This is a genomic window from Methanoregula sp., assembly GCF_003170075.1.
Classification (GTDB): Archaea; Halobacteriota; Methanomicrobia; order Methanomicrobiales; family Methanospirillaceae; genus Methanoregula.
The window spans coordinates 1-26,492 of record NZ_PMZU01000023.1; the positions used below are offsets into that span (position 1 = coordinate 1).

23 protein-coding genes are annotated in these 26,492 nt (G+C 55.0%); 12 read left to right on the forward strand and 11 right to left on the reverse strand.

Annotated features, from left to right (window positions below; all coding sequences use genetic code 11):
- Nucleotides 1–52: 52 nt before the first annotated feature.
- Nucleotides 53–1,249: an ammonium transporter gene (locus tag QZN75_RS02335; protein ID WP_292424246.1), complete on the reverse strand. Its 1,197-nt coding sequence runs from the start codon at nucleotides 1,247–1,249 to the stop codon at nucleotides 53–55.
- A gap of 220 nt (nucleotides 1,250–1,469) precedes the next feature.
- Entirely contained in the window at nucleotides 1,470–2,795 is a 1,326-nt protein-coding gene (locus QZN75_RS02340) for a glutamine synthetase family protein (RefSeq protein ID WP_292424248.1), read from the reverse strand.
- A gap of 145 nt (nucleotides 2,796–2,940) precedes the next feature.
- Here QZN75_RS02340 and QZN75_RS02345 point away from each other — a divergent pair, with 145 nt between their 5' ends.
- From QZN75_RS02345 to QZN75_RS02365, 5 genes are all read left to right on the forward strand, one after another.
- Nucleotides 2,941–3,990: a glutamine amidotransferase family protein gene (locus tag QZN75_RS02345; protein WP_292424249.1), complete on the forward strand. Its 1,050-nt coding sequence runs from the start codon at nucleotides 2,941–2,943 to the stop codon at nucleotides 3,988–3,990.
- Nucleotides 3,987–5,498 carry a glutamate synthase-related protein gene (locus QZN75_RS02350; protein ID WP_292424251.1) on the forward strand — a complete coding sequence of 504 codons (1,512 nt, stop codon included), beginning with the start codon at nucleotides 3,987–3,989 and terminating at the stop codon, nucleotides 5,496–5,498. The genes QZN75_RS02345 and QZN75_RS02350 overlap by 4 nt, the downstream gene beginning before the upstream one ends.
- A 2-nt stretch (nucleotides 5,499–5,500) precedes the next feature.
- A complete protein-coding gene (locus QZN75_RS02355) occupies nucleotides 5,501–6,244 on the forward strand; it encodes a hypothetical protein (RefSeq protein WP_292424253.1) in 744 nt (247 codons plus the stop codon).
- 5 nt (nucleotides 6,245–6,249) lie between these two features.
- Nucleotides 6,250–7,272: a Coenzyme F420 hydrogenase/dehydrogenase, beta subunit C-terminal domain gene (locus QZN75_RS02360; RefSeq protein ID WP_292424255.1), complete on the forward strand. Its 1,023-nt coding sequence runs from the start codon at nucleotides 6,250–6,252 to the stop codon at nucleotides 7,270–7,272.
- Nucleotides 7,273–7,718: 446 nt separating this feature from the next.
- On the forward strand, nucleotides 7,719–8,057 hold the full coding sequence (locus QZN75_RS02365; protein ID WP_292424258.1) for a P-II family nitrogen regulator: 339 nt from the start codon (nucleotides 7,719–7,721) through the stop codon (nucleotides 8,055–8,057).
- Between the two features lie 642 nt (nucleotides 8,058–8,699).
- Here the strand turns inward: QZN75_RS02365 and cca are convergent.
- Both cca and thpR read right to left on the reverse strand, forming a co-directional pair.
- Nucleotides 8,700–10,091, reverse strand: a complete 1,392-nt coding sequence (gene cca / locus QZN75_RS02370) for a CCA tRNA nucleotidyltransferase (RefSeq protein WP_292424260.1) — start codon at nucleotides 10,089–10,091, stop codon at nucleotides 8,700–8,702.
- Nucleotides 10,085–10,636, reverse strand: coding sequence for an RNA 2',3'-cyclic phosphodiesterase (gene thpR, locus QZN75_RS02375; protein WP_292424262.1), 552 nt, complete (start codon nucleotides 10,634–10,636; stop codon nucleotides 10,085–10,087). The genes cca and thpR overlap by 7 nt, the downstream gene beginning before the upstream one ends.
- A 125-nt stretch (nucleotides 10,637–10,761) precedes the next feature.
- Between thpR and QZN75_RS02380 the strand changes: the two genes are divergently transcribed.
- Both QZN75_RS02380 and nrdD read left to right on the forward strand, forming a co-directional pair.
- Entirely contained in the window at nucleotides 10,762–11,031 is a 270-nt protein-coding gene (locus QZN75_RS02380; protein WP_292424263.1) for a glutaredoxin domain-containing protein, read from the forward strand.
- The gene (gene nrdD, locus QZN75_RS02385) at nucleotides 11,031–13,214 is read left to right on the forward strand and encodes an anaerobic ribonucleoside-triphosphate reductase (protein ID WP_292424286.1); all 2,184 of its coding nucleotides are present in this window, start codon (nucleotides 11,031–11,033) and stop codon (nucleotides 13,212–13,214) included. The genes QZN75_RS02380 and nrdD overlap by 1 nt, the downstream gene beginning before the upstream one ends.
- A 324-nt stretch (nucleotides 13,215–13,538) precedes the next feature.
- On the opposite strand, the gene QZN75_RS02390 is transcribed toward nrdD, so the two are convergent.
- Complete coding sequence (locus tag QZN75_RS02390; RefSeq protein ID WP_292424265.1) at nucleotides 13,539–13,958, reverse strand: hypothetical protein; 420 nt, start codon at nucleotides 13,956–13,958, stop codon at nucleotides 13,539–13,541.
- On the reverse strand, nucleotides 13,948–14,580 hold the full coding sequence (locus tag QZN75_RS02395) for an ArsR family transcriptional regulator (RefSeq protein WP_292424267.1): 633 nt from the start codon (nucleotides 14,578–14,580) through the stop codon (nucleotides 13,948–13,950). Before QZN75_RS02395 ends, QZN75_RS02390 begins: the two co-directional genes overlap by 11 nt.
- A 266-nt stretch (nucleotides 14,581–14,846) precedes the next feature.
- Between QZN75_RS02395 and QZN75_RS02400 the strand changes: the two genes are divergently transcribed.
- The gene (locus QZN75_RS02400; RefSeq protein ID WP_292424269.1) at nucleotides 14,847–15,071 is read left to right on the forward strand and encodes a KTSC domain-containing protein; all 225 of its coding nucleotides are present in this window, start codon (nucleotides 14,847–14,849) and stop codon (nucleotides 15,069–15,071) included.
- A 79-nt stretch (nucleotides 15,072–15,150) separates the two neighbouring features.
- On the opposite strand, the gene QZN75_RS02405 is transcribed toward QZN75_RS02400, so the two are convergent.
- From QZN75_RS02405 to QZN75_RS02415, 3 genes are all read right to left on the reverse strand, one after another.
- Nucleotides 15,151–15,771: a superoxide dismutase gene (locus QZN75_RS02405; RefSeq protein ID WP_292424271.1), complete on the reverse strand. Its 621-nt coding sequence runs from the start codon at nucleotides 15,769–15,771 to the stop codon at nucleotides 15,151–15,153.
- 106 nt (nucleotides 15,772–15,877) lie between these two features.
- On the reverse strand, nucleotides 15,878–17,347 hold the full coding sequence (gene guaB, locus QZN75_RS02410; protein ID WP_292424273.1) for an IMP dehydrogenase: 1,470 nt from the start codon (nucleotides 17,345–17,347) through the stop codon (nucleotides 15,878–15,880).
- Between the two features lie 56 nt (nucleotides 17,348–17,403).
- Nucleotides 17,404–18,090 carry a (5-formylfuran-3-yl)methyl phosphate synthase gene (locus QZN75_RS02415; protein WP_292424275.1) on the reverse strand — a complete coding sequence of 229 codons (687 nt, stop codon included), beginning with the start codon at nucleotides 18,088–18,090 and terminating at the stop codon, nucleotides 17,404–17,406.
- A 328-nt stretch (nucleotides 18,091–18,418) separates the two neighbouring features.
- Between QZN75_RS02415 and QZN75_RS02420 the strand changes: the two genes are divergently transcribed.
- Nucleotides 18,419–18,934 (forward strand): tryptophan-rich sensory protein, encoded by a 516-nt coding sequence (locus QZN75_RS02420; protein WP_292424277.1) that lies wholly within the window; start codon nucleotides 18,419–18,421, stop codon nucleotides 18,932–18,934.
- A gap of 674 nt (nucleotides 18,935–19,608) precedes the next feature.
- Here QZN75_RS02420 and QZN75_RS02425 read toward each other — a convergent pair.
- Nucleotides 19,609–20,763 (reverse strand): tyrosine-type recombinase/integrase, encoded by a 1,155-nt coding sequence (locus QZN75_RS02425; RefSeq protein ID WP_292424279.1) that lies wholly within the window; start codon nucleotides 20,761–20,763, stop codon nucleotides 19,609–19,611.
- 62 nt (nucleotides 20,764–20,825) lie between these two features.
- On the opposite strand from QZN75_RS02425, the gene QZN75_RS02430 reads away from it, so the two are divergent.
- Both QZN75_RS02430 and tmk read left to right on the forward strand, forming a co-directional pair.
- Nucleotides 20,826–21,518 carry a HisA/HisF-related TIM barrel protein gene (locus QZN75_RS02430; protein WP_366652788.1) on the forward strand — a complete coding sequence of 231 codons (693 nt, stop codon included), beginning with the start codon at nucleotides 20,826–20,828 and terminating at the stop codon, nucleotides 21,516–21,518.
- A complete protein-coding gene (gene tmk, locus QZN75_RS02435) occupies nucleotides 21,512–22,129 on the forward strand; it encodes a dTMP kinase (protein ID WP_292424281.1) in 618 nt (205 codons plus the stop codon). The genes QZN75_RS02430 and tmk overlap by 7 nt, the downstream gene beginning before the upstream one ends.
- A 303-nt stretch (nucleotides 22,130–22,432) precedes the next feature.
- Here the strand turns inward: tmk and QZN75_RS02440 are convergent, their stop codons facing one another.
- On the reverse strand, nucleotides 22,433–25,024 hold the full coding sequence (locus tag QZN75_RS02440; RefSeq protein ID WP_292424283.1) for a valine--tRNA ligase: 2,592 nt from the start codon (nucleotides 25,022–25,024) through the stop codon (nucleotides 22,433–22,435).
- A 132-nt stretch (nucleotides 25,025–25,156) separates the two neighbouring features.
- Between QZN75_RS02440 and QZN75_RS02445 the strand changes: the two genes are divergently transcribed.
- The gene (locus QZN75_RS02445; protein ID WP_292424285.1) at nucleotides 25,157–26,374 is read left to right on the forward strand and encodes a TIGR00297 family protein; all 1,218 of its coding nucleotides are present in this window, start codon (nucleotides 25,157–25,159) and stop codon (nucleotides 26,372–26,374) included.
- Nucleotides 26,375–26,492 lie beyond the last annotated feature (118 nt).

Sequence of the window (26,492 nt, forward strand, 5' to 3'; positions counted from 1 at the left end):
CTCACGGTCGCCAGAGTATCTTTAGAAAAAAGTAAAAAGCGTGCAGGATCCCCTACGCCCGCTCGCCATATTGGCAGATATCGAGTCCGACGTACTCCTCATCGGGTGTTACCCGCAGCCCCATAAACCGATCGACGATAGCCGCAATCACATACGTCATAACAAACGCATAGATCACAGCCGCAAACGCACCTACCGCGTTTACGAGAAACTGGTGGACATTCCCTTCAAAGAGACCGGAGAACCCGGCAACTGCCGCTGCCGCAAACAGGCCGGTCGCGAGCGTACCCCAGAGGCCGCCCATGCCATGGATCGCCCACGCGTCAAGGCTCTCGTCAAACTGCCTGCGGATCCGCACGAGCATCATCGCAAAGCAGAGCACACCTGCGACTGCACCGATAAGAATGGCCACAAGCGGGCTGACGAAGCCGGCCGCAGGTGTTATCGCCACCATCCCGGCGATCGCACCGCTCACCATCCCAAGGGAGCTGGGCTTACCGTGATACCAGCTCGCAAACATCCAGGCAAGCGCACCGGCTGCCGCTGCGGTGTTCGTGTTCACAAACGCCGTAACTGCGCTCGCATTTACCGCGAGGGCGCTGCCGGCATTAAACCCGAACCACCCAAACCAGAGGAGAGCTGCACCGAGGAGCGCGATCGGGATGTTGTGGGGCTCAAGAGAATATTCTCCAAAACCCGCCCGTTTCCCGATCACAAGTGCCAGCGCAAGCGCGGCAAATCCCGAACAGATCTCGACAACTGTCCCGCCGGCAAAATCGATCAGGCCCATCTGCTGCGCCCAGCCGCCCCCCCACGCCCAATGCGCGAGCGGACAGTACACGACTGTCAGCCATACGAGCACGAACACGATAAACGACGTCAGCTTGATCCGCTCTGCAACCGCGGAGGTAACAATCGTGATCGTAACGGATGCAAAGAAGAGCTGGAAAACCATGTAGATGAGCGGCGGGTAGGCTGCACTCCCGGCATTCGCACTAACCCCGTTAAGTCCGAGGTACTGCAGGTTGCCGATAAACCCTCCAACGTCAGGGCCGAATGCAAGCGAGTACCCGACCAGGATCCACTGGATACTCACGAGCGAGAGTACCACAAACGAGAGGGCAATCATCGAGATAAAATTCTTCTTTCTGACAAGTCCGCCATAAAAAAAACCCACTCCCGGGGTCATCAGCATGACCAGAAGCGCAGAGACCATGAGCCAGGTTGTAACACCGGTATCCAGAGCCATATTTTTCTCCTGTAACAGATATATGGGACGTCGTGTCCGCGACCACTCTGACGTTGAGGAGCATGCAGGCGTTCTTACCGTAGATGAGCGGGCAGTCGCACCCGTCGGGGCATATCCTTTTCCTGTATACCATGAGGTAACAGTGTCAGAGAGACTTTAAGGTCAGTTACCGGATAAAAAGTCCAGCCTGTGCCATGTCGTGATTAAAAATTTTATGAGATTAGTAGGTAGCGAGGTACCGGTCCAGTTCCCACGGGTGAACCGCGAGACGGAACGCATCGGTCTCCGCTACGGTGATGTTCGTTAAGGTTTCGAGAATGTGCGGGCCGAGCGCGTCGCAGAGCACCTGATCTTTTAACAGGTACTCGTGGGCCTCGGTAAGGCTGCCGGGCAGCATATCGATCTTCATCTTCTTGCGCTCTTTTGCGCTCAGGTGATAGATATTGACGTTGGTCGACTCAGGCGGCATAATCTTATTCTTCACACCGTCAAGACCGGCAGCGAGCATACAGGCGAACGTAAGGTATGGGTTGCACATCGGGTCCGGGCTGCGGAACTCGGCACGGGTGCTGTTACCGCGGGCGGCCGGTACCCGGATCAGGGCGGATCGGTTCGTGGTGCTCCACGAAATGTAGCAGGGAGCCTCGTAGCCGGGGACGAGACGCTTGTAGGAGTTGATCGTCGGGTTTGCGACACGGGTGATCGCCTTTGCGTGCTTTAAGAGACCGCCGATATAGTAGAGCGCGGTGTCGGAGAGGCCGTCAGGCGCATTGGGATCGTAGAAAGAATTCTTGCCGTTCTTTGCAAGCGACCCGTGGGTGTGCATACCACTCCCGTTGATACCGCCGATCGGCTTTGCCATGAACGACGCGTGCAGACCGTAATTGAGCGCAATGGCCTTGGTCGCAAACTTGAACGTCATGACCCGGTCTGCGGTCGTAAGTGCATCAGCGTACTTGAAATCGATCTCGTGCTGGCTTGCGGCAACCTCATGGTGGGACATTTCGATCTCAAAGCCCATTCCGTTGAGCGCGAGTACGATGTCGCGGCGCACGTCTTCTGCCTGATCCTGGGGGGCCAGATCAAAATAACAGCCCTGGTCGATGAACTGCGTGGTCGGCTTGCCGTCGACAAGGTTGAAAAGGAAAAACTCAAGTTCGGGCCCGGTGTTGAAGGTATATCCCATCTTTGCCGCTTCGGCCTCAACCTTCTTTAACACGAACCGGGGGTCGCCCTCAAAGGGTTTGTTCCCGTACGTGTACACGTCGCACATGAACCGGGCGACCTTTCCTTCCTGGGGCCGCCAGGGCAGGATCGTATACGAGGCCGGGTCTGCCTTGAGGAGCATATCCGACTCCTCAATCCGGGTGAAACCTTCAATGGAGGACCCGTCGAACCAGGTCCCGTCAGTCAGGGCCTTCTCGGCCTGTGCAACCGGGATTGCTGCATTCTTTGGCATGCCGGGCACATCGGTGAACTGGAGCCGGATAAATTTGACACTATCGGCCTCAATTTTCTTGAGCAACTTGGATACGTCCGCTGACATAATGGAACTATGTTTCCAACCAATGACATTTATATTTTATGAACCAACTCTTTAGGAAGAGTGCTACCCATTCCTTTTTGAAAGAATGAGTACATTCAAGCGAGGGAAAAGTTCACTACGCTAGAAACATCCCGATTGTGATACTATGTGCGGAATTATAGGGGTCATCGACAAACGCCGCCAGTGCATGGACGGCAGTAAGATACGGGAGGCACTCGCGTCAATGGACGAGCGGGGAAGCGGGGAAGGCGCCGGGTATGCAGCCTATGGGATCTACCCGGAGTTTGCGGATTCCTATGCCATACATGTCTTCTTTGACAATGTTCGGGAGAACAAACCAGCGCTCATCAAAGATCTCGAAGAATGGGGGCGGATCGTCCATTGTGAAGCGATCCCGATCTATGAAGCAGGAATTAAAAAAGTCCATACGCCGTGGCGTTTTTTTTTCAAGCCTGATATCACCCGTGCACAGAACCCCCTCACCACCGCCGACGATATTGTCATGCGGCTGGTTATGAATGTAAACTCTGCACACAATGGCAGCCTCATTATTTCATCGGGAAAGAATATGGGTGTCTTCAAGGCTGCGGGATGGCCCGAGCAGGTCGCTAACCTCTACCGGATACAGGATTACAAGGGATACCTCTGGCTTGCCCACAACCGGTACCCCACGAACACGCCCGGCTGGTGGGGCGGGGCACACCCCTTTAACCTCCTTGACTGGAGCGTTGTCCACAACGGCGAGATTACATCCTATGGCACCAACCGGCGCTACATCGAGAGCTACGGGTACAACTGCTCGATGTACACCGATACGGAAGTCGTCGCATATCTCGTCGATCTGCTGGTACGAAAGCACGGTCTTTCCGAGAATCTGGCGGTGCGTGCCCTTGCCCCTCCGTTCTGGGACGAGATCGATGCCATGCCGGAAAAGGAACGGGAGCTCAACCGTGCACTCCGGCTCACATACGGCCCTGCACTCATGAACGGTCCATTCGCGATCTGCGTCGCGACTGCCGATACCCTCGTGGGGTTTACCGACCGGATCAAATTGCGCCCGCTCGTGACCGGTGAATACAAGGACCGGCTTTACATCTCAAGCGAAGAAGCGGCAATCCGGCGCATCGAACCGGAGATCGAGGATGTCCGCATGCCCAAGGCCGGCGAGCCTGTCATCGGGAGGGTCATTGCATGAGCATCGGCAGTATCCCGCTCCGCTTCAAGATAGAACTCAATACCGAGCGCTGCATGAACTGCGGCCGCTGTGTCGAGAACTGCTCGTACGACGTGTTCAGGAAAGAGGACAACAAAATTGTTGTCAATTCAAGAAACTGCGTGGCCTGCCACCGCTGCCTCGCATTTTGTCCCCGCGACGCGATCGACATCTACGAGAAGCCCACGGATTACCGGAGCCACCCGGTATGGACCCGCGAAATCCGGGAAGCAGTCTTTAACCAGGCAAAGACCGGTAAGATCATCGTTGCCGGGATGGGAAACGTCCTCCCCTACCCGATGATCTTCGACCGGCTTGTCCTTGACGCCTGCCAGGTCACCAACCCCTCCATAGACCCGCTCAGGGAACCCATGGAGCTGCGGACGTACATCGGGAAAAAGCCCGCGGCACTTTCCGTTAAGGAGCATAAGAATGGCGACACAGAGCTCCTGACCAAGCTCGCCCCGAACCTGAAAATCGAGACGCCGATCATGATCGGGCATATGAGTTACGGTGCGATCAGCCTCAATGCCCAGACTGCCCTTGCAAAAGCCGCGACAAAAATGGGGACGTTTATGGGAACCGGGGAGGGAGGCTTACATGAGTCGCTCTACCCGTACCAGAGCCACATGATCGTACAGGTCGCGTCAGGCCGGTTCGGGGTCGACATCAATTATCTCGAACGCGGCGCCGCAATTGAGATCAAGATCGGACAGGGCGCAAAACCCGGGATCGGAGGCCACCTGCCGGGCGAGAAAGTCTGCGCCGATGTGTCCTGCACCCGGATGATCCCCGAGGGCAGCGATGCGATCAGCCCTGCGCCGCACCATGATATCTACAGTATCGAGGACTTAAAACAGCTCGTGCACAGTCTCAAGGAGGCGACTGAGTGGAAGAAACCGGTTTTTGTGAAGATCGCCGCCGTGCACAACTCGGCTGCAATCGCGGCTGGAATTGCACGCTCAGGCGCAGATGCCGTAGTTGTCGACGGGTTCCGCGGCGGCACTGGAGCTGCACCCCGGGTCTTCCGCGACCACGTTGGTATCCCGGTCGAAGCGGCAGTCGCCAGTGTCGACGCAAAGCTCCGAAAGCAGGGAATCAGAAACGAGGTTTCAATCATCGCAAGCGGCGGAATCCGGCAGAGCGCAGATATCGCGAAAATAATCTGCCTCGGTGCCGACGCGGTCTACATTGGGACTTCCGCTCTTGTTGCGATGGGCTGCCGTGTCTGCGGCACCTGCAACCGGGGTACCTGCGCATGGGGGATTGCGACCCAGAAACCGGAACTCACAAAGAGGCTTGATCCGGAGACAAACGCCGTGCAGGTAGCAAACCTGATCCACGCGTGGACCGACGAGATTGCAGAGCTCATGGGCGCGGCCGGCATCAACAGCATCGAGAGCCTGCGGGGCAACCGCGACCGGCTCCGGGGCTACATGCTTGACGAGGGCCTGCTCCAGGTCCTTGATGTAAAGACCGTGGGGGCGTGAGGATGGCAGCAGTACGCATCGATGCAAAAGACCTGCACTACACCCCGCTTAACCAGCAGATCCGGAAAGCCATCTGCGAAGGCGCAAAAGAGATCGTGATCGACAACGTGCTCGGCCAGCGGTTCATCGGGGACGGGCTCACAGGCAACGATGTGACGATCACGGTAAATGGCGTCCCGGGCGGCGATCTGGCGATGTTCATGAGCGGGCCGACTATTATTGTCCATGGCAACGCGGACCATGCACCGGGCAACACGATGGATAAGGGCAGATTGATTATCCATGGGAGCACCGGGGATGCGACCGCCCACAGCATGCGGGGCGGCCGGGTCTATGTCCGGGACAACATCGGGTACCGTGGCGGCATCCACATGAAGCAGTACAAGGAGAAGCGCCCGATTCTCGTTGTCGGCGGTTTTGCCCGTGCATACCTTGGCGAGTACATGGCAGGGGGCCTCCTGATTGTCCTTGGCATGAACGGTCAGGTGCCGGTCGCCGAGCGTGGTATCGGAAGCGGCATCCATGGCGGCGAGATCTTTGTCCGCGGAAACGTGGATGAGAAATATCTCGGGGTTGGTGCAAAGCAGCTGCCGGCGACTGCCGAACAGATGGCGGTGATACAACCCATCATCGGGGATTTTGCAAACGCGTTCGGGATCGATCCGGCCCCGCTCCTTGCGGCAGGATACTCCCGGATCGCGGCAGCGAGCGCACGGCCGTTTGCAAGCAAGTATACACCGGAGTGATGGCGATGGCAGAAAAGAGTTATCTCGATTTGAAAAGCGAGGTCTGGGACACAAAGAAATGCTCGGGATGCGGCGCGTGTGTCGCGGTCTGCCCGGCCGACGCCCTCTCCTTTGCGGAAGGGGAGATGGTGGTAAGCCCGGGAAGCAACGGCTACTGCAAGCAGGCGACCGACAGCGTCCCCTGCGGGGCGTGCTATGCGGTCTGCCCGAGAGTTGTAGACCAGCCGAAAGAGACACTTGGCGTATACCTCGAACTGCTTTCGGCAAAAGCGGCCTTTGAGATCCCGCACCGGCAGAGCGGCGGAGCGATTACGGCAATCCTTGCAAACGCCATTGACGAGGGCCTCATCGATGCCGTTGTCACGGTGACCGAAGACCCCTGGACGCTGAAACCCTCTTCAGCGGTCATCACGAAGTCTGAAGTCCTCATCCAGGAGGCCGGCAGCCGGTACAGCTGGTGGGTGCCGCTCCTTGCAGCGCTCAAGGATGCTGCGATCACACGCAAGTGCACGAAAATCGCGGTGATTGGCGTTCCCTGCGCTGTGCAGGCCGCTTTCCGGATCCGGGCAAGCGAAAACGATCTCCTGCGCCCGTACGCAAAAACGATCCGGCTCGTTGTCGGGCTTTTCTGCACAGAGACCTTCGATTACGCAGGCCTCGTGCACGGCAAACTGGAAAAGAAGTACAAGCTCGCACCGCACGAGATAAAAAAACTGGACGTGAAAGGCAAGCTGGACATCTTAAAGCAGGATAACACGCACCTTACCGTGCCGCTTGCAGATCTTGAGGATACGATCCGGCCGGGCTGCCGGATCTGCACGGACTTCTCATCGCTTTGCGCCGATCTCTCGGCCGGGGCGGTTGGCAGTCCCGCAGGATTTACTACGCTTGTCATCCGGAACGATACCGGTAAGGGATTTGTGGAGAGTGCCATCCGCAACAACAAACTTGTGACAGAAAAACGCGTGGATGTTGCCGCGATCGAGAAACTGGCAGCATCGAAAATTAAGAAAAATTTCCGGAAATAATCTTTTTTCAGACGCTTTATTTGTCATATGTCAGTATTTTCTAGAGTGTTTTGGAATTATTTTGCCACTGATAAAGATCATTTTTTTTAGACGCTCTTGGGGGCTCCGCCCCTGCCGCGTGGGTATCCCCCTCTGGCGATGACTCCCCAAAAGGTAAAACTGGAATTGGAAAAACGGTAAAAAATCATCGCCATACTCTTGGAAGTTACAACATCCCCATAACAATAACGACGTGAAGGTAATACAGCAGCATCACTCATGCGCAGGGGCGGTCCGGGGGGACAGACACTGTCCCCTCCGCCATAGGGGATTATGCAATTTGTAAAAATACAGAGAGTACCCTACAGCCGAATTATTTTAAGGATAGGCGGCCTCATTCTATTCTATCGAAGGTTACCGGGAGATCAGTGCGGCCGGAGCCGTCCCAATCCGGAAAGGTGAATACGATGAAGATGATCAAGGCGATGATACGGCCCGAAAAGTTTGAGGCTGTCAAGATTGCACTGGACACAGCAGGATTCGGATCGATGACGGTATTTGATGTCGAGGGACGGGGGATCCAGAAAGGCATCAAGCAGCAGTACCGCGGCGCCGAGTACATTGTTGACCTGATCCCCAAGCGCGAACTGGAAATTGTCGTTACCAATGATGTGGCGGAAAAAGTTATAGAGATTATCAAGACCGCCGCATATACCGGCAAGATCGGCGACGGACAGATCTTCGTGCTGCCGGTCGAAGACTCAATCCGGGTCAGGACCGGGGAACGGGGCGCAGAAGGGATCTAAAAAACCGGTGCCCGGTATCGTACTGGTACCCACCCCAATCCGGGCCTGATATGGCCGTTTTTCCTGTGAGCCTCTTTACAGACTCACACCAATCCGGACTCAATCCGAGCCCCGATTACCCCTTTCACATCCCAAAAGAAGCCCATATCGGGCTCCGATTCAAAATAACCTCAAATCAGGCTTATTTTCGGAAACGGACAAATTAAAACGGACTCGATAATGCGGTTCTTTTGGCAGATCACAGGAAGAATTGCCACTTGGACGATCCGGAAAATGATCGCCGCCGGAACGCGAATATGAGGCTTTCATAGCCATTATATGAGGCCCAATTTTGGCGTATTTTGGCAAATAGAGGGGTATATGGACACGGATTTTCAGGTGGAGGAATCGGGCTGTTTTACGGGCGTTTTTCTCATCTCAACCAGGGCAGGACGACCAGACGATCTTTATCGTATTACTTTCCAAAGGTGTGATCGCAATCAGGGAATGCAACAGTGTTGCAAAATTTATTTCAAAACTTTCCGGATCATCGCAGATCATGTACCGTATCCAACCCATCAGGCAAACAAGAAATTAACCAGAACCTGACAAAAAAATTTAAACTGCCAATCGACAGGAAAATAAAAAAAAAGATCGCTGCCCCTACCTTCTCCGGGTAATCCTCACCAGCGGCGAGCACCGGGAAAAGAACCCGGCAATGAACGGCGCAAATTCTTCCTGCCAGCAGTCGGCCCCTAGAAACACGCACCAGTCTTTTTCAAGCGACATCCGGACATGCCGGCCGACGCCTACGTTTAAGAGCGCAGGCGAGGTGAGGAGATCGGCCGCACGCACGAATTCCCGGGGCACTTCCATTATGTACCGCCCGTTCTCGATAAATGGCCCGGGCAGGGTGGCGTCCCGGTATTTCTCCCGGAATTTCTCCGCGTTTGCCCGGTTCCAGACCGGGGGACCCTCATGGCGCCGGATGGGAGGGAGGTCATCGGTGAGCAGTTCGAAGAGCAGCATGCACCGCGCTGTTCCCATCCGGTAGTGGGCGTGGTGAACGACAAAACCGCTGCGCCCGAGCAGGTCGCAGATCGCACCCGTGCTCCGCTTGAGCTGGGGCACCACAATCTCCTCGATGAACGGCGGGGTTGCAAACGTGACCGCGTACAGGGCGGTGCCCCGTTTGGAAAGGATCTCCGCAAGTTCGTCCCGGCTGATGCCCCGCTGTTCCGGCAGCGCAAAGAACGCTTCCGAGGGTGCCTCACGGTAGCCCCGGGCCAGCTCGACAAATTCCCCCATCCGGTCGATCGAAACTGCCGCCGCCACGTTCCGCCGGGGGTCGACCGGGTCGATCACGATCAGCGGGTCTTCAAACACCTTTGCCGCGTGATGCTCGATATCGATCTTCAGGTGCGGGCCCCATTCAGATGCGGCATGAAGGAGCGGGGCAAAACCGCCGTAGTGGAGCACCAAAAGTTCGCAGAGATAGCCCGAGAACCCTTCGGTCATCTGGTCGGAGCCGTAGATGCCCCCGGCCTTTGCGAACCGCTTCAACAGGAGCACATTGTCCACGAGGCCGTTAATCTTCTCCGTAATATACCGGGTGTGAAACGGTGTCCGGTCGACCGCGCTCTGGATATGGGCGGCACTCGCGACATTGTAGCAGGGCACCAGGTCCACGTCGATTGAACCGATCGTCGCGTTGATGTACGGGTGCTCGGCGTATTTCTCGCAGAAGATATGCGTGAACTTCCGCGCAATCGTGCGGGCGAGCGCGAGTCCTTCGGCTTCGAGGGCCTCGCGAGGCATATCGGGCGGAAAAAGCATGAAGACATCAAGATCGCGGTCGCCTTTCACCCACGTGTTCCGGGCAATAGAACCGACCACCATCCCTTCTGCCTTCCCGCTCTCTTTTATCGCCGCGAGCAACCGGTCTGCCACCCTTTGGATGTACTCCCGCTCCGCATCAGACGGCCTGAGCTGCTCCTCGAGGATCTTCTCCTCAAGTGCCAGCCGTCCCGTTTCTCCCTCAGGCGCGCTCACCATGCCACCTCCGCGAGATCCTCATATACCGGGCCCCGGGGCGTGAGCGTGCTTTTTTTGAGTTTCAGGCCGGTCACCGTGCAGCCACCGCAGGGCGCACCTTTGAGTTCTTCAAGGCACCGGAAGAGCGACGGGTCTGCCTCCTTTACCCGGGCAAGCGTCGCATGGGTGGTAAAACCCCGGGTCTCGCGGGGAAACCCGAGAGGCGCGAGCACGGCTTCCACTGCAGCAAAAACTTCGCGGCCCTTCCCGGCATCCTCGATCGCGCACCAGATCGTATGCGGGCTCCGGGGATTGTTTACCGTAATCCTGCCACCAGTGACCGGGAACGGTGCCGCATGTACGGATTTGAGCGCTGCGACAATCTGCGGGATCCTTTTCTCGTCCACCTCACCAAGGAACTTCACCGTGATGTGGATTATCGCAGGATCGACAAAGGTGAACCGTGCAGAACTTTTGTGCAACACAGCCCGCGCTGCTGCCATCTGCTGTTTCATTTCAGGGGATAATTCGAATGCCACAAACGCCCTGACCATCAGGGTACTCATTGTCCATTCACCTACAAATGGTGATCGCTTGGGAAATACAATCTTAAAAGCGTCGTGCAAAAGTACTAAACCACGATTTTTTTATCCCCAAAATGCGTAGTGCTAGATAGCAGAGGGTGCCTTTTATGTCGAAACCTGTTCAGTTGATCGTGTATACTCTGGATACCTGTCCGCATTGCGTAATGCTCAAGAATTCCTTAAAAAAAGGCGGATTCAAATTTTCCGAGCGCGACCTGTCAACTGCGGAGGCCCTCACAGAACTCCGGGTGAACGGCGTCTTTGTCAATGAGGCGCCCGTCCTCCAGCACGGCGACGATTTCTACACGACCGCGGACCTTTTCCCGGGCGGAGTGCTGGATGATAAAAAACTCAGTGCGATACTTTCGGGTGCATGATGGCGCGACGGGAGACCCTGCAGCAGACCCTTGACGGCAGCTTTTTCCCGGCCCTTCCCTTTGTCCGGACTACCGACGGCCACATCATCGAGTGGGACAGGAACCGGATAGTAGAGCAGATCAAAAAGGAGACAAAGTTAGTCGAGACGTTCTACGGGTACAAGGGCGCAGATGATGCAACCGCACAGGAAATCGCACGGCTGGTCGAGCAGCGCATTCTTTCCCTTGGCTTGAAGTCGCTCTCGGGCCCGCTCATCCGGGAGATCATGAACATCACGCTCCTTGAAAAGGGCATGGTGCAGTACCGGAACGTCTGCACCCGGGTCGGGACGCCGGTCTACGATGCGCACTTGATCGACGTGGGGAAGGGTTTTGAGGCGCACGACAATGCCAACCTCCAGGAAAATGCCGAGACCTCGCACAAGAAGAAGGCGGACAAGATCTCAAAAGAGCAGTACCTGCTCCAGCTCCCGCCCGAACTTGCCGATCACCATCTCTCCGGCGAGATGCACATCCATGATCTCGAATATTTCGGGACGCGCCCGTTCTGCCAGGACTGGGACCTCAGGTACTTCTTCTACTACGGTCTCATGCCGGACGGGAACGGGACAAAGGCCTCGGTTGCCGGCCCGGCAAAACGGGCGGAGGTTGCAATCCTCCACGCGGTAAAAGCCCTCGGGAGCGCCCAGACGAACTTTGCCGGCGGGCAGGGTTATTACAACTTTCTCACCTTCCTTGCGCCGTACATGGAAGGCATGAGCTACGACGAGATCAAGCAGAACATGCAGATGTTTGTCTACGAGATGACGCAGATGATGGTCGCACGGGGCGGCCAGCTCGTCTTCTCCTCGGTCCAGCTTTCACCGGGCGTTCCCACCCTCTGGCAGGACAAGCCCTGCGTCTATAAAGGAAAAGTCTGGGACGGGGAGCAGGCCCCGCGCCGCACGTACGGCGAGTTCGAGCGGGAAGTCCGGCTGCTCTTCAAGGCGCTCATGGAGGTTATGATCGAGGGGGACTACTGGGGCAAGCCGTTCAACTTCCCCAAACCTGAGATCAGCATCGAACCGGACTTCATGAACGAGCGCGATGAGTTCAACCGCGCCCACCCAGACCTCCCGACATTCCGTGACCTGTATCTCATGACCTTTGAGCTCGCATCCAAGTTCGGGACGCCGTACTATGACAACCAGCTGCCGGCATACCGGGGTGCGGGTAAGGGTATCTCCTGCTACCAGTGCTGCGCCTACCAGTTCTCGGCGGTTGCCGACAAGGACTCGGATTTTGACAGGAAACTGATCTTTAAAGACGGTAAGCACTTCTCGATGGGGTCGTGGCAGGTCGTCTCGGTCAACTGCCCGCGTGCAGCCTACAAGGCAGAAGGCAGTGACGAGCGGCTCTATTCTGAGTTGCGCTCGCTCATGGATGTGGCAGTTGAGCTCTTCAAGATCAAGCGCCGCTGGATGAACAATATCCGGGCAAACGGCCGGATGCCTTTTGCGATGCAGCGCCCCAAAGACCCCAACACCGGGGAACGGGGGGCAATCGCAGTCGATCTCGAAGGCCTCGTGTATACGATCGGCGTGGTGGGGGTCAACGAGATGGTCCAGCACCACACCGGCCAGCAGACGCACGAATCAAAGGCCGCATTTAAGCTTGCTGTCAGGGCAATGACCGAGATGGAACTCTATGCACGGGAACTCTCGGAAAAGAACAACATGACCATCGCCCTTGCCCGTACCCCGGCCGAAACGACCGGCCAGCGCTTTGCGGTCGCGGATCTCATCGACAAGCGGTACCACGACTTTGCGGTAAAAGTGATCAAGGGCGACCTCGACTACGCGCTCGAAAATCTCGGGAAGACCCGCGACCTCCCGATCTACTACACGAATGGCACGCACGTCGCGCCGGGCGCGGATGTCCCGCTCACGAAGAGGATGGAGATCGAGCATGTCTTCTTCCCGATCGTGGACGGCGGGAACATCTTCCACATATGGCTGGGCGAGGCACGGCCCGATCCCCGTGGCCTCATGGACATGGCGATGAACCTCTGCCGGAACACGCAGATCGGGTACTTCGCGTTTACCCGGGACCTCACCGTCTCGCTCCGGCAGTTCCGCGAGTACCGGCCGGACAAGAAAACGATCAGCCAGTGGGCGCCGACGGATATCCCGGCAAAAGCGTAAATCTTTTTTTTGTTTGTTTTATTAGTCTGAACCTATCACCGTGCGATAAAAATCCAGGAACGTGACCTGAACAGATCAGGTCAGCACGGGAATCATAAAAGATCATTCATTGAAAATTTTTCCAAGAGGGCTCCCCACCTCATGGCCTCTCAGGGACACGGCGGGGTAAGGAAGTATTTTTCTCCATTCCTGCTTCCTGATCCGCCGCGGGGGTTCCCAGTCGGAGGCATCGGCGTTCATCGCACATAATGGAGGGGATGAACAATCCACTCATCGACGTTGAAACAATTTATTTTTAGAAACGTACGCGAAAAAAACGGGATATTACTGGTAATCCGGGATCTTCCGGAGCGTGATGTCCATGACACCGCGGTGCACCCGGTAGGTACTGTGGATGATGTCGATGGGCTTATCGAGCATGACGGTGGTGGAGCGGTTGTCGACACAGAGCCGGACTTCGTTGGGTTGGATATCCGCATAGGGTGCATGCTCGGCCTCGGGAGGAATCGCAGCGGTGATAAAGATCTGGGTATTGGTCTCCTGCACCTCGTACGGGATGTCGTCGTCGCCACTGTTCGCCCCACCGGGGAAGATCCCGGGTTCGCCGGACGAGTGCCGGGTCACGATGGTGTACCCGATGATGCGGGCGTGCTCGGCTTCGGGCATGTTCCGCACGATCTCTTCGACTATCTTTGAGAGGTTGCCAAACACTTCATCGTAGGGGTTGTTGGGATTAGTCTGCATGGACTCCTCTGAGTACGATCCGGTTTTTCTTCCTGGAGACAATCCCCCTCTTCTCGAATTGTGCTAGGATCGGCCCGAGTTCCTCCTCGGGGAACCCGGTGGCCTCCGCGAGTTCGGCGGGGGCCAGGGGTTCGTGGGAGAGGGCAATTGCTACAGATAGTTCTCGCTCGCTCCTGAATAAATCACTATGGTTGCGGGCAAGATCGGCAACTTTCGTGTCGATATCATGGTTGAGTTGTTCGAGATGTGCGACCATCTGATCGTGGGCCTGGACCATCTTTGCAAGCATGACGACGACCTGCCGGGTCCGCTCGTCCGCCGCGGTCCGGGTCTCGTCTTCCTGCCCGGTCATGACGACCTGCAGGTTCTTGAGGCTGACATCCACGAGGATGTCATTTGCGAGGTAGTAGTACTTGCGTCGGCGGTCGTCCATCTGGCAGGATAGGATCTCCTCCCGCTCCATGAGCTGAAGATGGTCGATAACGGCCTTGGGCGAGATCAGGAGCGTGTCCGATATCTCGGTGACAAAGCACGGCTTCTGCCGCAACAGCCGGATAATACGCCGCCGGTTCCGGTTCCCAAGGATATCCAGGAGCCGGGAGACCTCTGCGAGATCCTCCATATTTACTTAATGTTAGTGCTTGCAGAATATAAAAAGGCAGGTGAGGGGTCTTCGTAACCGGGCGCCCGGCCGTACGGAAAACACAATAATTCAAACTGGGGGAGGTCGGAAGACCCGGGGGAGACACCTGCCAACAAAAGGGGATGGCACTTCCCGCGTACAACAAGACATGAATGGCAGCCCGAAACAGAACGTAGGATCCCGACATTTGGATTTTATTTATTTTATAAAAACCATTAACCCTCCAGCGCACTAATACACTAGTGGTGATACATTTGGAAAGACAGTCCGTTAAGTCCTGTATCCTGCGTTCCGTGGGATATGATGATGCCATGAAAAATCTGGAGATAGAATTTCACTCAGGACTTGTTTACCAGTACTCGGGTGTCCCAACAAAAGTCTACAATGATCTCATAAGTTCAAGCGCGGTCGGGAAATACTTCTCCGACAAGGTCCGGAACCGGTTCCGGGCAAAACAGCTTGTCGTATAAATCTCCCCCAAAATCCCATCCCTTTCTTTTTTGTCACTTTTTTAACGAGCATTTCGGGTCAGAACAAAAAAGGGATGCGTTATTTTTTCAGGTGCGTGATGAACTGTTTGTTCACCCCATCCCAGTTCACGAGGTTCCAGAACGCCTCGATATATTTTGCCCGGTCATTCTTGTAGTCCACGTAATATGCATGCTCCCATACGTCGAGAACAAGCAGGATCCGGAATCCCGGGTAGACATTCACGTTATGCTTCTCGATCTGGTTGATAAGGAGCCGGTGCGTTGTTAAGCTCGCCGAAAGAACCGCCCAGCCGGAGCCCTCGACAGTTGAGGCCGCCTGTGTGAATTCTTTTTTAAACCGCTCAAATGATCCGAACTCTTCATCGATCGCCTTTGCCAGTTCACCTTTGGATGTCCCGCCACCGCCCTTTCCCGCAGGAGCCAGGTTCTCCCAGAACATGTTGTGGAGCCGATAGCCCCCGACATGGAAGGACAATTCCTTTAACGTCGCCTTGATGTCAAGATCGGCTTTGTCTTTCCGGGCCTTGTCCAGTTTCTCGAAGACCGCATTTGCACCGGTCACATATGCCTGGTGGTGTTTCGTGTGGTGCAGGGTCAGCTGCTCCTTTGAGATGTACGGTTCGAGCGCCGCGTAGTCATACGGCAGCTTGGGAAGCGTGTAAAGTTTGTCGTTTGCCATAACATTCAACTCCCGCATTGGGGATACAACCGATAGTATCCCCATACCCCTATTTTATGTATTGCATGGTGGCAGGCCACCGGCGAAAAAAAGAAAATTATAAAAATTATTCGAAGAGCCGGTAGTTTGGCGCTTCATCCGTGATCAAGATGTTATGCGGGTGGCTTTCGGTCATGCCGGCATTGGTGATCCGGACAAACCGGGCCTTCTTGTGCATATCCGCAATCGTGGCAGAACCAGTGTAGCCCATAGCGGCCTTCAGGCCGCCCACGAGCTGGTAGATAACCTCGCCCACGTGCCCGACATAGGGGGTGACTCCTTCCACGCCCTCGGGCACGAACTTCGTTCTCCCGATCCCCTTCTTCTGGAAGTACCGGTCGCTGGACTGGCCCGAGCTCATGACGCCGAGCGAACCCATGCCCCGGTACTGCTTGTAGCGCCGGCCCTTGATCGTGATCACCTTTCCCGGTGCCTCATCGGTGCCGGCAAACATGCTCCCCATCATCACGGTATCGGCACCGGCAGCAATCGCCTTTGCTATGTCGCCCGAATACCGGACGCCGCCGTCGGCAATGATCGGTATATCTGCCTTTGACGCGATATCGGCGACTTGCGCAATCGCGGTGATCTGCGGGACACCCGTTCCTGCGACGATCCGGGTCGTGCATATCGAGCCCGGGCCGATACCTACCTTGATACCGTCCACGTTTGCATCAACAAGTTTCTCGGCCGCTTTCCCGGTCGCAATGTTCCCGGCGATCACTTCCGCGTTTACGCTGCCCTTGATGTTTTTGACCGCCCCGACCACATTCATGTTGTGGCCGTGGGCGCAGTCGACAACGAGTGCATCCACGCCACGCTCGTCAAGGAGGGTCGCACGGGTGAAGTCAAACGGCCCGACCGCTGCCGCCACCCGCAGGTTGCCCTTTTTGTCCCGGGTCGCACGCGGGTACTGGCGCTTTTCGAGAATGTCCTGCATTGTGATGATCCCGATCAGTCTGCCTTTTTTGTCGGCCACCGGCAGGCGCTCGACCTTGTTCGTGTACATGACTTCAAGAGCCTTCTCGGGGGTTATCTTCTCATCAGCCGTGATCGGCTTTTTTGTCATGATCGATTTAATGCTCTCCTCTCCTCGCCGGGAGGCAATGGCCCGCACGTCACGCCGGGAGACAATCCCGATGATCTTACCCTTCCCGACCACAGGCACACCGCCGATGCTGTACTGGTTCATCAGTTTCTCGGCATCGGAAACGGTCGCGGTTTCCTCTACATACAGCACGTCACGTTCGATGAGTTCTTCGGCCTGTTTGACGATGGTGACTTCCTGGATCTCGTGTTCGGCCGTCATGTTCCGGTGGATCACGCCGATCCCACCCTCGCGGGCAAGCGCGATGGCCATGGCCGATTCGGTCACCGTGTCCATTGCAGCCGAGACAAGCGGAATATTAAGCCCGATGTTTTTCGTGAACCGGCATTTAGTATCGGTTTCAGCAGGCTCGGTCCAGGATTCCAGCGGTTCAAGCAGCACATCGTCAAATGTGAGAGAGAGGGGAACATCCAGTTTTTTTGTGTACATAGGTCACCTGTTCTATTCCCGGTAACGGGATTTTTCGGATTTTTTTATCCGGGATGTTACCGGATCATGGCTAATGCAGTCTTTACCAGGTCTTCGCGGATGGTTGCATTCCGGTCGCCTCCGCAGACCATGCCCCGGACGCCGATAATTTCCGGATCGATGCGTTTTAAGGCATCGATATCCTCGAACTTGAGCGAACCGGCAAGGGCAGTCCCGATACCGAGGTTCTTGTTTTCTGCAGTGAAGCGTGCAAGCGTTGCCTCGTCCATGAAGGAGAACGTGCTCCGGCCATCCTTGATACCGGTATCGATCATCACAAAGTCAGCCCCGCAGTCGGCAACGAGGGGTGAGATATCGAACGGGGAAATGGAACCCATCCGCTCGTAATCGGAATACCCGGCAATGACCACAAATTTTTTGGGAAACTCGTCTTTTACGGCTTTGATGACCGCCTCGATCACTTCGCGGGCATGGTCTTTCCCGGGAAAGGCAAGCCCGATCTTGATATAGTCAGCCCCGGCGCAGGCAGCCCCATATGCGGCAAGGGAGGCGCCGCCCGGCTTGTACGGGAAGTCCCCGATCGCTGCACTCACCGGTTTTTTCGCAAACGATTTGATCTCCTGGATCACCCAGGGAAAATTGGCGCCAAGCGAGCCCTCTGATGGTTTTTTGACGTCAATGATATCAGCAGCAATGGAACACTGAGCCTCTGAAATAGAGCTGGGGCTGACCAACAATTGCATAAAATTTAATGATCTTTTATCCTAATAGTGGATATGTGAAAGTTTACTTTCATATTACTATTAGGTAAGGTCATTCCTCCTTTTTCTCATACTATGAATGCCAGAGATTAATGTCTTTTCCTTCTGACGTTCGTGTTAAAAAAAAGGATTCAGTTTTGATATCAGGGAACTTTTGCGTTAAGATGTTTTATTAAAATCCAAACCAAGAGCGGCCTCTGCAGATATAATGCAGGAAGGGGACAGGGGGAGGAGAATGTACTGACAATTCACACAGGACTGGTTTCTATCCAATAACCATTTATGCCCTCTGTTCGCAATACTGAAATGTATGCCAACACAGGTGCGCCTCTCTTCCGGGCATCTGATCATCCCCATTGTGCTCTGCCTTGCTGCCGCAGGGTTCAACGCGTTTTTCGCGCTCCCCCTGCTCCCCACATGGTATGCAGGGCTTATAAAACCAGCCTTTCTCCCTGTGGACACGTTCCCTTTTGTTATGGTCGTTCTCTTTGTGTACCTGCTCCTCGGGTGTTCAGTCATCTTCATCTGGCATGCGAGCCGTATGGCCAAGCATGACCAGTTGCTCTGCCTCGGTCTCATAATCTTCACGATCATCCTGATGGGGTTGTGGGGCTACATCTTCTTCGGCCTCAAGTCGCCGTTCCTGGGCGTCATGATCAGTGTATTCGTCATCTCCATGCTCATTGCCACCATGTTACAGTCAGTAAAGGTATCTTTCGGTGCCATGCTCCTCCTCACTGTCGTTGTTATCCTCACGTTCCTGATTGCGTACACAAATTACCTGATCGTACAGTTTAACCCGTCGCTGCCAATCTTCGGGATCTGAAAAACATTACCACCGGAATACGGATTGGCAGGACTGGTAGAAAATCCTACCTGGACGTCCATTTTAGCAATCTCCACAATAGAAGGTCCACCATAGAAGGATTGGACATCGGCACAACGTGCTTTGTTAAAATTACCAGGGAGGATCTGTTAGGTATTTACTGCCAATTTTCCGGCCTATATGGTCAACCCGTAGTATTGGCGGTGGGCATTACGCACCGCTCACGACAAAGGGAATTCCAAACCGCCAGTATAGCTCAAACCGCTGGCAAGAATACCGAAAGCAAATGCCCACAGCGGAGGGGTCCCGGTTAGAAAGAATGCGACCAGCACGACGCTGTATACAGAGAGAGCAGCGATCAGTTTTCCTGGCATACATTACAATTCCGTTCATAGTAATAAATTATTGTGCTGCCAAGTGTGGAAGACCCCGCGCCCGACCGCAAGCGGTCAGGGCCTGCGGATCCTTCCACGATGAGTTAATGGGGTTGATATCCCAAACCCCCGCGAAACCATCACCAATCGCACCCTTCCGGGGATGGGCAAGCATCCCCATGGGGCACGATATGGGAAGGTTTCGCGAATTGCAATGAAAAACCCTTGCGGGGCAAGTGCGGTTTTCTGTTACTCTAGAGGGATTATGGGTTTTCTTCTGGATGCTCTTCTTTGTATCTTCTAGCCATTCCCTCTACAACCGTCCGATATTTTTTTTTGTATTTCTGGCGGCATAATAGCCATCGTATCTTGAATCGAATCTCTTAATTTGTATAGTTGTGCGACAGTATCCGCAATTGTCCGAACCTGTTGTTTCAATTGTTGGTTTTCTATAACGAGGTTTTTCACCAGTTGGGTATTTTCCGCGAGTTCTTTCTCGAATTTGGTTTGCATCTCCCGGACATCTTGGGGCATCTCAAAGGTAACCATTTTGACGGCTTTGAGATACTCTTCAAGTGCCTGTTTTTGGGGGTAGTTTCGATAATTTTGTGTAAGGTATCCTTCGTGACCCGCCAGCATTTCAGGAATTTCCGGACTAATCACCAACTTCATTTGTGACAGGAAATACACCCTGAATATGTGGAAGGATATTTTTCGGGTATTGATATTCTCGTTCCGCCCATCCAGCCCTGCATTTTTCAGTGCCAAGTTGAACATGTAATTTGCATTTTCATAGGTGAAATCAAAGAGCCTGTCATTATCTTTTTTTCCTTCTTTCCGTATGTATTCCTTCAGAATTTCAACGGCCTCTTGTGAGATGAAGGAATAACGTTGTTTTTTGGTGTTGGTGTTCTCACGGGAGATGTAGATTATCCCGTAATTATCATGCAATTCAACGTCTTTGAGGGTTAAGGTAAGGACTTCATCAATACGCGCCCCACTACTCACCAGAATCAGGATAATCAATTTTAACGTGATGTGTGTGTGTGTGAGAATCTTCCGAATCTCTTCGTGAGATATATCATATTTTCTTTTTACCGGGCCCAATGGGGGTTTTATCTTTTTTACGCGTCTTAAGTCAAACTCATCAAGGATAATTCTATGATGAATCAGGAACCCTTTAACGGCGGTCGTGTTGACATTGATTAACTGAGGGGAGCAGTGTTTTTCGTTCATATTCTTGATGAATGCAATAAGGTCGTCGCCGTAATTTCTGTTTTCTTCCAGATACTCATCGCATTTTTTAAAATAGATTTCCCGCTCTTCTTTGGTTCTGCGTTTTCCTTTGATGGGTGGAAGACAATAGATAAAATGAATAAAAGTGCATATCCCAGTAACATACGAGGTTCTTGTGGAAGCCATTCGGATGTCATCAAGGAATGATTTGACGGTCATAGTAATGTGTATGAATATACCTAATAATGATGTATTAGGTTAAAGATAACTTACAGAAAATAGTGGTTACGTTGCCGATGGAACTGGTGCTTGCAATGGATTTGCGGGGCAATATGGTCGTTCACGGGAAATCCGGGCTCCGTGAGACCTACAAACCGCTCGACTGGGGGCTTTCTCCGACGGCTGAACCGGTCGATTTTGTACGAGCCATTGCCCCAAAATATATCTACATCGCAGATCTCGACCGGATCGAAGGCACCGGTTCCCACGATGCACTCATCCGCAGCTGTGCCGGCCTTGTGGAATGCTGTTATGTTGACCGGGGTATTCGCTCGCCAAGTGATTACCTTGCCGGGCCGCACATTAAAAACATTGTCGGCACCGAGACGGGCGGGGACGATCTCTCGCGGTACCATGGAGGCTACCTGAGCGTGGACGTAAAAGACGGAAAAGTGATCCCATGCGGCTCCGCACCGGAGACCGTGCTCCGGATTGCCCGTAAGCTGGACTTTGAGGGGTGCATCCTCCTCAACCTCGGTTTTGTCGGGACGGAGACGGGGCTTCTTGCCGGGGCCGGCATCCTCGAATCATGGCGGTCTGCCTATGACGGCCGGCTGCTCTATGGCGGGGGAGTTGCATCCGTTGCAGATCTCGAAATTATCCGGGACGCCGGCTTTGACGGCGCCATCATTGCGACGGCCCTCCATAAAGGCGCGGTGCCGGCCGAATGGATCCGGGGGGGATACTGTTGCTAGTCACCATTGAGGGTATCGACGGGACCGGGAAGAGCACGCTGCTGGCGGCGCTCAAAGAGCGGCTTGTTGACCTCAACCCGGTCTTTACCCGGGAGCCCGGGGCAACGTGGGTAGGAGAGTCAGTCCGGCGGGCAATTGCCGAGCAGATCGATCCCATCACGGAGGCCACGCTTTTTGTCGCCGATCACGCTGCGAACCTCGCAACTGTCGTGCGGCCGGCGCTCGCTCAGGGAAAACTCGTGATTTCCGACAGGTACTCGGACAGCCGGTTTGCCTACCAGTCGGTCACGCTGGCCGGTGTGATCCCCGATCCGGAAGAATGGCTGCGGGCGATGCACAACGGGTGGTCGATTGTCCCGGACAAGACGATCCTCCTTGTGATCCCGGTCGATGACGCACTTTCACGCCTCGCCGGGAAGAACGGCCGCGAGCATTTCGAGCGGCGTGAGATTCTTGAAAAAGTCCAGAACAGGTATCTCGAATTTGCCCGGGCCGAGCCGTCCCGGTTTGTCGTTGTCGATGCCATGCTCGATAAAGACGAGGTCACCCGGTTTGTGGCGGACGCGATCCGGCAGGTTGTGGCAAACGGGCAGAAACACATAAGGAAATAACCGGAGTTGGGACATACCCAAGATTTTTTCTTTTACATCAATTGATCAGCGAGTGCACCCACCCCCTTCGGGGGTCGCTCGGCCGCCTCATCGGGGCCTCGCTGGGCAAAATCCGTTTTGGAATAGGCACCGCAACAAAATTTTCATTTTATAGGATACGATCCTCCAAGTGCAGCCGGGCCGGTAAAATGTGACGGCAAGGGAGCAGGTAATTTGCCCCGCCGTGCCCCGCGAGGGGCCCTGAGGCGGGGAGGCATCGCAAAGATAGTACCAAAAACGGCAGGAAAAATAAAAAATTGTCAGTTACTTTATCGCAATCGTCACGATCACGTCGCCGACCGTGATCACGTTGACCTTTGCACCCTCTTCCATGTAGGAATATTTCGGCATGAATGCATTTTCGGGGATCGCAACTTCTGTCCCGTCGAGCCGGATGGTCTTTGGCGGGTGAGCTAGTTCTTCGGGCGAGAGCGCCTTTACTACCTCCATGAAGGCTCCCGCCTGTTTGCGGAAGGTCGGGCCGACCACGGCGCGGTTGAAGTCAATGCCGGAGATCACCCGGTCGAGATGGGCCTTGTCTGTCCTCCAGTGGACGTCCGCGTTTAAGGTGCGGGCCGTGTCTCCCTCGTCATCAACCGTCTGTGGCGCATAGACCGTGACTTTCCCGAGGGGGGCATTTAATGCGAGGCCGTTGTCGTGCTTGTACTTGCGCACTTCGGCAACCACTTTCACGAGCAGATCACCTTCGGTACGGGCAGCCGCATCGTCATACGTAAACGCGACCCAGGGCTGTTTGTGGACGCTCCCCTTGTTAAGGTACGAGTAGCACTCCTCGGCAAAGTATGGGATAAACGGCGCAAGCATCCGGCAGAGTGTGTCATATGCGGCATAGAGCACGCGGCAGGCGCTCTTTCTTGATGCACCTTCAGAGTACAGCCGACCCTTCGCAAGCTCGATATAGTTGTCTGCAAGCACGTCCCAGGCAAACTCCCGGATCCCCTTGAGTGCCTCGTCGAACTCATAGTTCTCCATCGCGGCGCTGACAACCTGAACCGTGTCGGAGAGCCGGGCGAGCAGCCACCGGTCAGCAAGCGAGGTAACCGGTGCGTTCTCGTCGATGCCTTCCTTTTCGAACTGGATCAGCGCGAAGCGGGCGATGTTCCACATCTTGGTCTGGAACCGGGACGCGGCGATCACGTCGTTCCAGGAGAACATGATATCGGAGCCCAGCGCAGCTCCGGTCGCTGCCCACTGGCGGAGCGCATCCGCGCCGTACCTTCCCACCAGTTCTTCAGGGACGATCACGTTGCCCCGGCTCTTGCTCATCTTAAAACCGTCCTCGCCGAGCACCATACCGTTAACAAGGATCTGGTCCCACGGCTTGCTTCTCATCAGCGCGACCGAGCGCAGGATCGAGTAGAACGCCCAAGTCCGGATGATATCGTGGCCCTGCGGCCGGATCTGCGCCGGGAAGATCTTTGGCTTGCCGGTGCCGTCCCAGCCGGTCACATTGAGGACCGAGATGGACGAATCCATCCAGGTATCGAGCACGTCCTCTTCACCGGTAAACTCGTTCCCGCCACACTTCGGGCAGGGGTGTTTGGGTTTTGTAAGCGTCGGGTCGCAGGGAAGATCCTTCTCATCCGGCACGACAATCTCGCCACACTTGGTACAGAACCAGACCGGGATCGGGGTCGCAAAGATCCGCTGCCGGGAGATGCACCAGTCCCATTCCATCTGGTCGATCCAGTTCTCCATCCGGAGAAGCATGTGCTCGGGATACCACTTGATCTGGTGGGCGGCGTCCCGGATCTCCTGCTGCTTGATCCGGATAAACCACTGCCGGCCCGAGAGGATCTCGATCGGCGTCTTACAGCGCCAACAGGTGCCGACGCGCTGCTCCAGTTTCTCCTGTTTTTTGAGGATACCGGCCGCCTTCATGTCCAAGAGGATCGCTTTCCTGCATTCAGTCGTGGAAAGACCGGCGTACTTCCCGGAAATTCCGGTCATCTTCCCATTGCGATCGATGGCCTTCCTGAGCGGGAGGTTGTGCTGCTTCCACCAGTGGACATCCTGCTTGTCCCCAAACGTACAGATCATGACCGCGCCGGACCCGAATTTCGGGTCAACCGCTTCGTCCTGCACGATTGGAACGGAGTGACCAAAGAGCGGGACCTTGAGAGATTTTCCTTTCAGGTTGTGATACCGGTCGTCTGCCGGGTGCACCGCGACTGCCACGCAGGCAACAAGGAGCTCGGGCCGGGTGGTCGCGATCTCAACGCCGTCAAAATCAAAAAAGTTGAGCTGCGTCTCGCGGTCTTCGTAGGTGACCTCCGCAAACGCGATCGCCGTCTCGCACCGGGTACAGTAGTTGACCGGGTGCTCATCCTGGTAGATGTAGCCGGACTTAAGCATCCTCAAAAACGAGAGCTGGGTCTTTGAGTAATACTTCGGCGTCATCGTGATGTACTCGTTACTCCAGTCCGCGGAGAACGCCATGCGCCGGAGCGTGAGCCGCATCTGCTCGATATTTTTCTCCGTGAGCTCACGGCACATCTTCCGGAACTCTTCACGGGATACATCGTTTTTGGTGATGTGGTTGAGTTCCTCGACTTTTACCTCGGTCGGAAGGCCGTGGCAGTCCCACCCTTGGGGGAACATCACGTTGTAGCCTTTCATCCGCTTGTACCGGGCGAAGAAATCGATGTAACACCAGTTCAGTGCATTGCCGATGTGGAAATTGCCCGTGGGATATGGCGGTGGCGTATCGATCACAAACGGCGGCTTTTTCGAGTTGCGGTCAAAATAGTGGTCCTCGTCGCGCCAGGTATTCCGCCAGCGCTCCTCCACCACGGCAAAATCATAGTTTTTTGGCAGCTGATCAGACGAAACCATTCCGTACCGGATTGGTCGTTTTATAAAATATAGTGATCGTATCGACACCAGATCAGCGGGAGGGAAAAACCGGGGTTTGGCAAAAGAAAATAACGATAAGACTCTTGACATCTGAAAACAAATGTCTGAACAATGGCTAAGCAGCGAGGACTGGGGTATGTAGCGGCACTTGCCGGTGGAGCGGTTCTTGTCGGCCCCTACATACAGCCACACTGGTTGATGGCATTTGTCATCATCCTCATTTCCCTGATCCTCTGGCGCTTCTTTGGTACGAAATACCTCACCTACGTATTCTGTATCCTTTCCGGTCTCTACGCCGTCAATCTCCTCCCGTTCGTGGTCCTTGCGACGACACTCGCGATGATGGCCCTTGGCGAACTGGTCTTCCAGACCGGGACCGATGATCTTAACACCTATTTTTACTACGTCATCACTACAGCATGGGCGGGGATGCTCGTCATGGTGTATCTCCATGAACAAGCGTTCCTGATGGTCATCTTTGGGATCATCGCCGCGGTGCTCTTAAAAGTGATCCTCCTGAAATTCGAGGATTCGCTCGTCATTGAAGGGATCGGTATTGCGATGACGATGTACCTGATAGAGGAACTTAACTATACTGCAGATATCGAGATTGTCGTTATCGCGGTCTTCATCGCATTTGTCTTCGGGTACTTCGCGTACCGGTTCAAGACCGCCGATCTGTCGGGACTTTTCTCGACAGCACTTGTCGGGATCATCCTTCTCGTCTTTGCCGACGCCACGTGGTTTCTGGTTATGCTCGCGTTTTTTATCCTCGGCTCGGTCTGCACCCGGTACAAGTTTGATTACAAGAAACGGATCGGCGTCGAGCAGGGCCAGAGCGGGGCACGGGGATACAAAAACGTCTTTGCAAACGGGATCGTCGCGTGCGCGGCGGCAGTGCTGTACGGCGTGTTCGTCCAGCCGATCTTTATCGTGATGTACGTCGGGTGCGTGGCGACGGCGGCGGCGGATACGATGGCAAGCGAGATAGGTGTGACCGGCGGGATTCCCTACATGATAACAACGTTTCGCAAAGTGCCGATAGGGACAAACGGCGGTGTCACAATGACCGGCGAACTGGTGGCACTGGGCGGGAGTTTTGTCGTGTCGCTCGTGGCACTGGGGTTACACGTCATAACTCCGTGGATGATGGTTATCTGTACGATCACGGGATTCGTCGGTACCAACCTCGACAGCCTTGTCGGGGCGGTTCTGGAAAACAAGGGATTTCTGGGCAACGCGGGAACAAATTTCCTTGCAACACTGGGCGGCGGGCTCTTTGCGGTCGCGCTGTACTGGGCGTTTATGATCCACGGCGTCACGTGGTGAGGTCCCGGGAAAACTGGCAATAACGGTGTGAGGACTCCGCGGCTCATAATAAGCATAAAAAATAATTTGGAACTGTTTCGTAAAATCAAAAAAAAAGGATTGTATCAGTATTTGTACC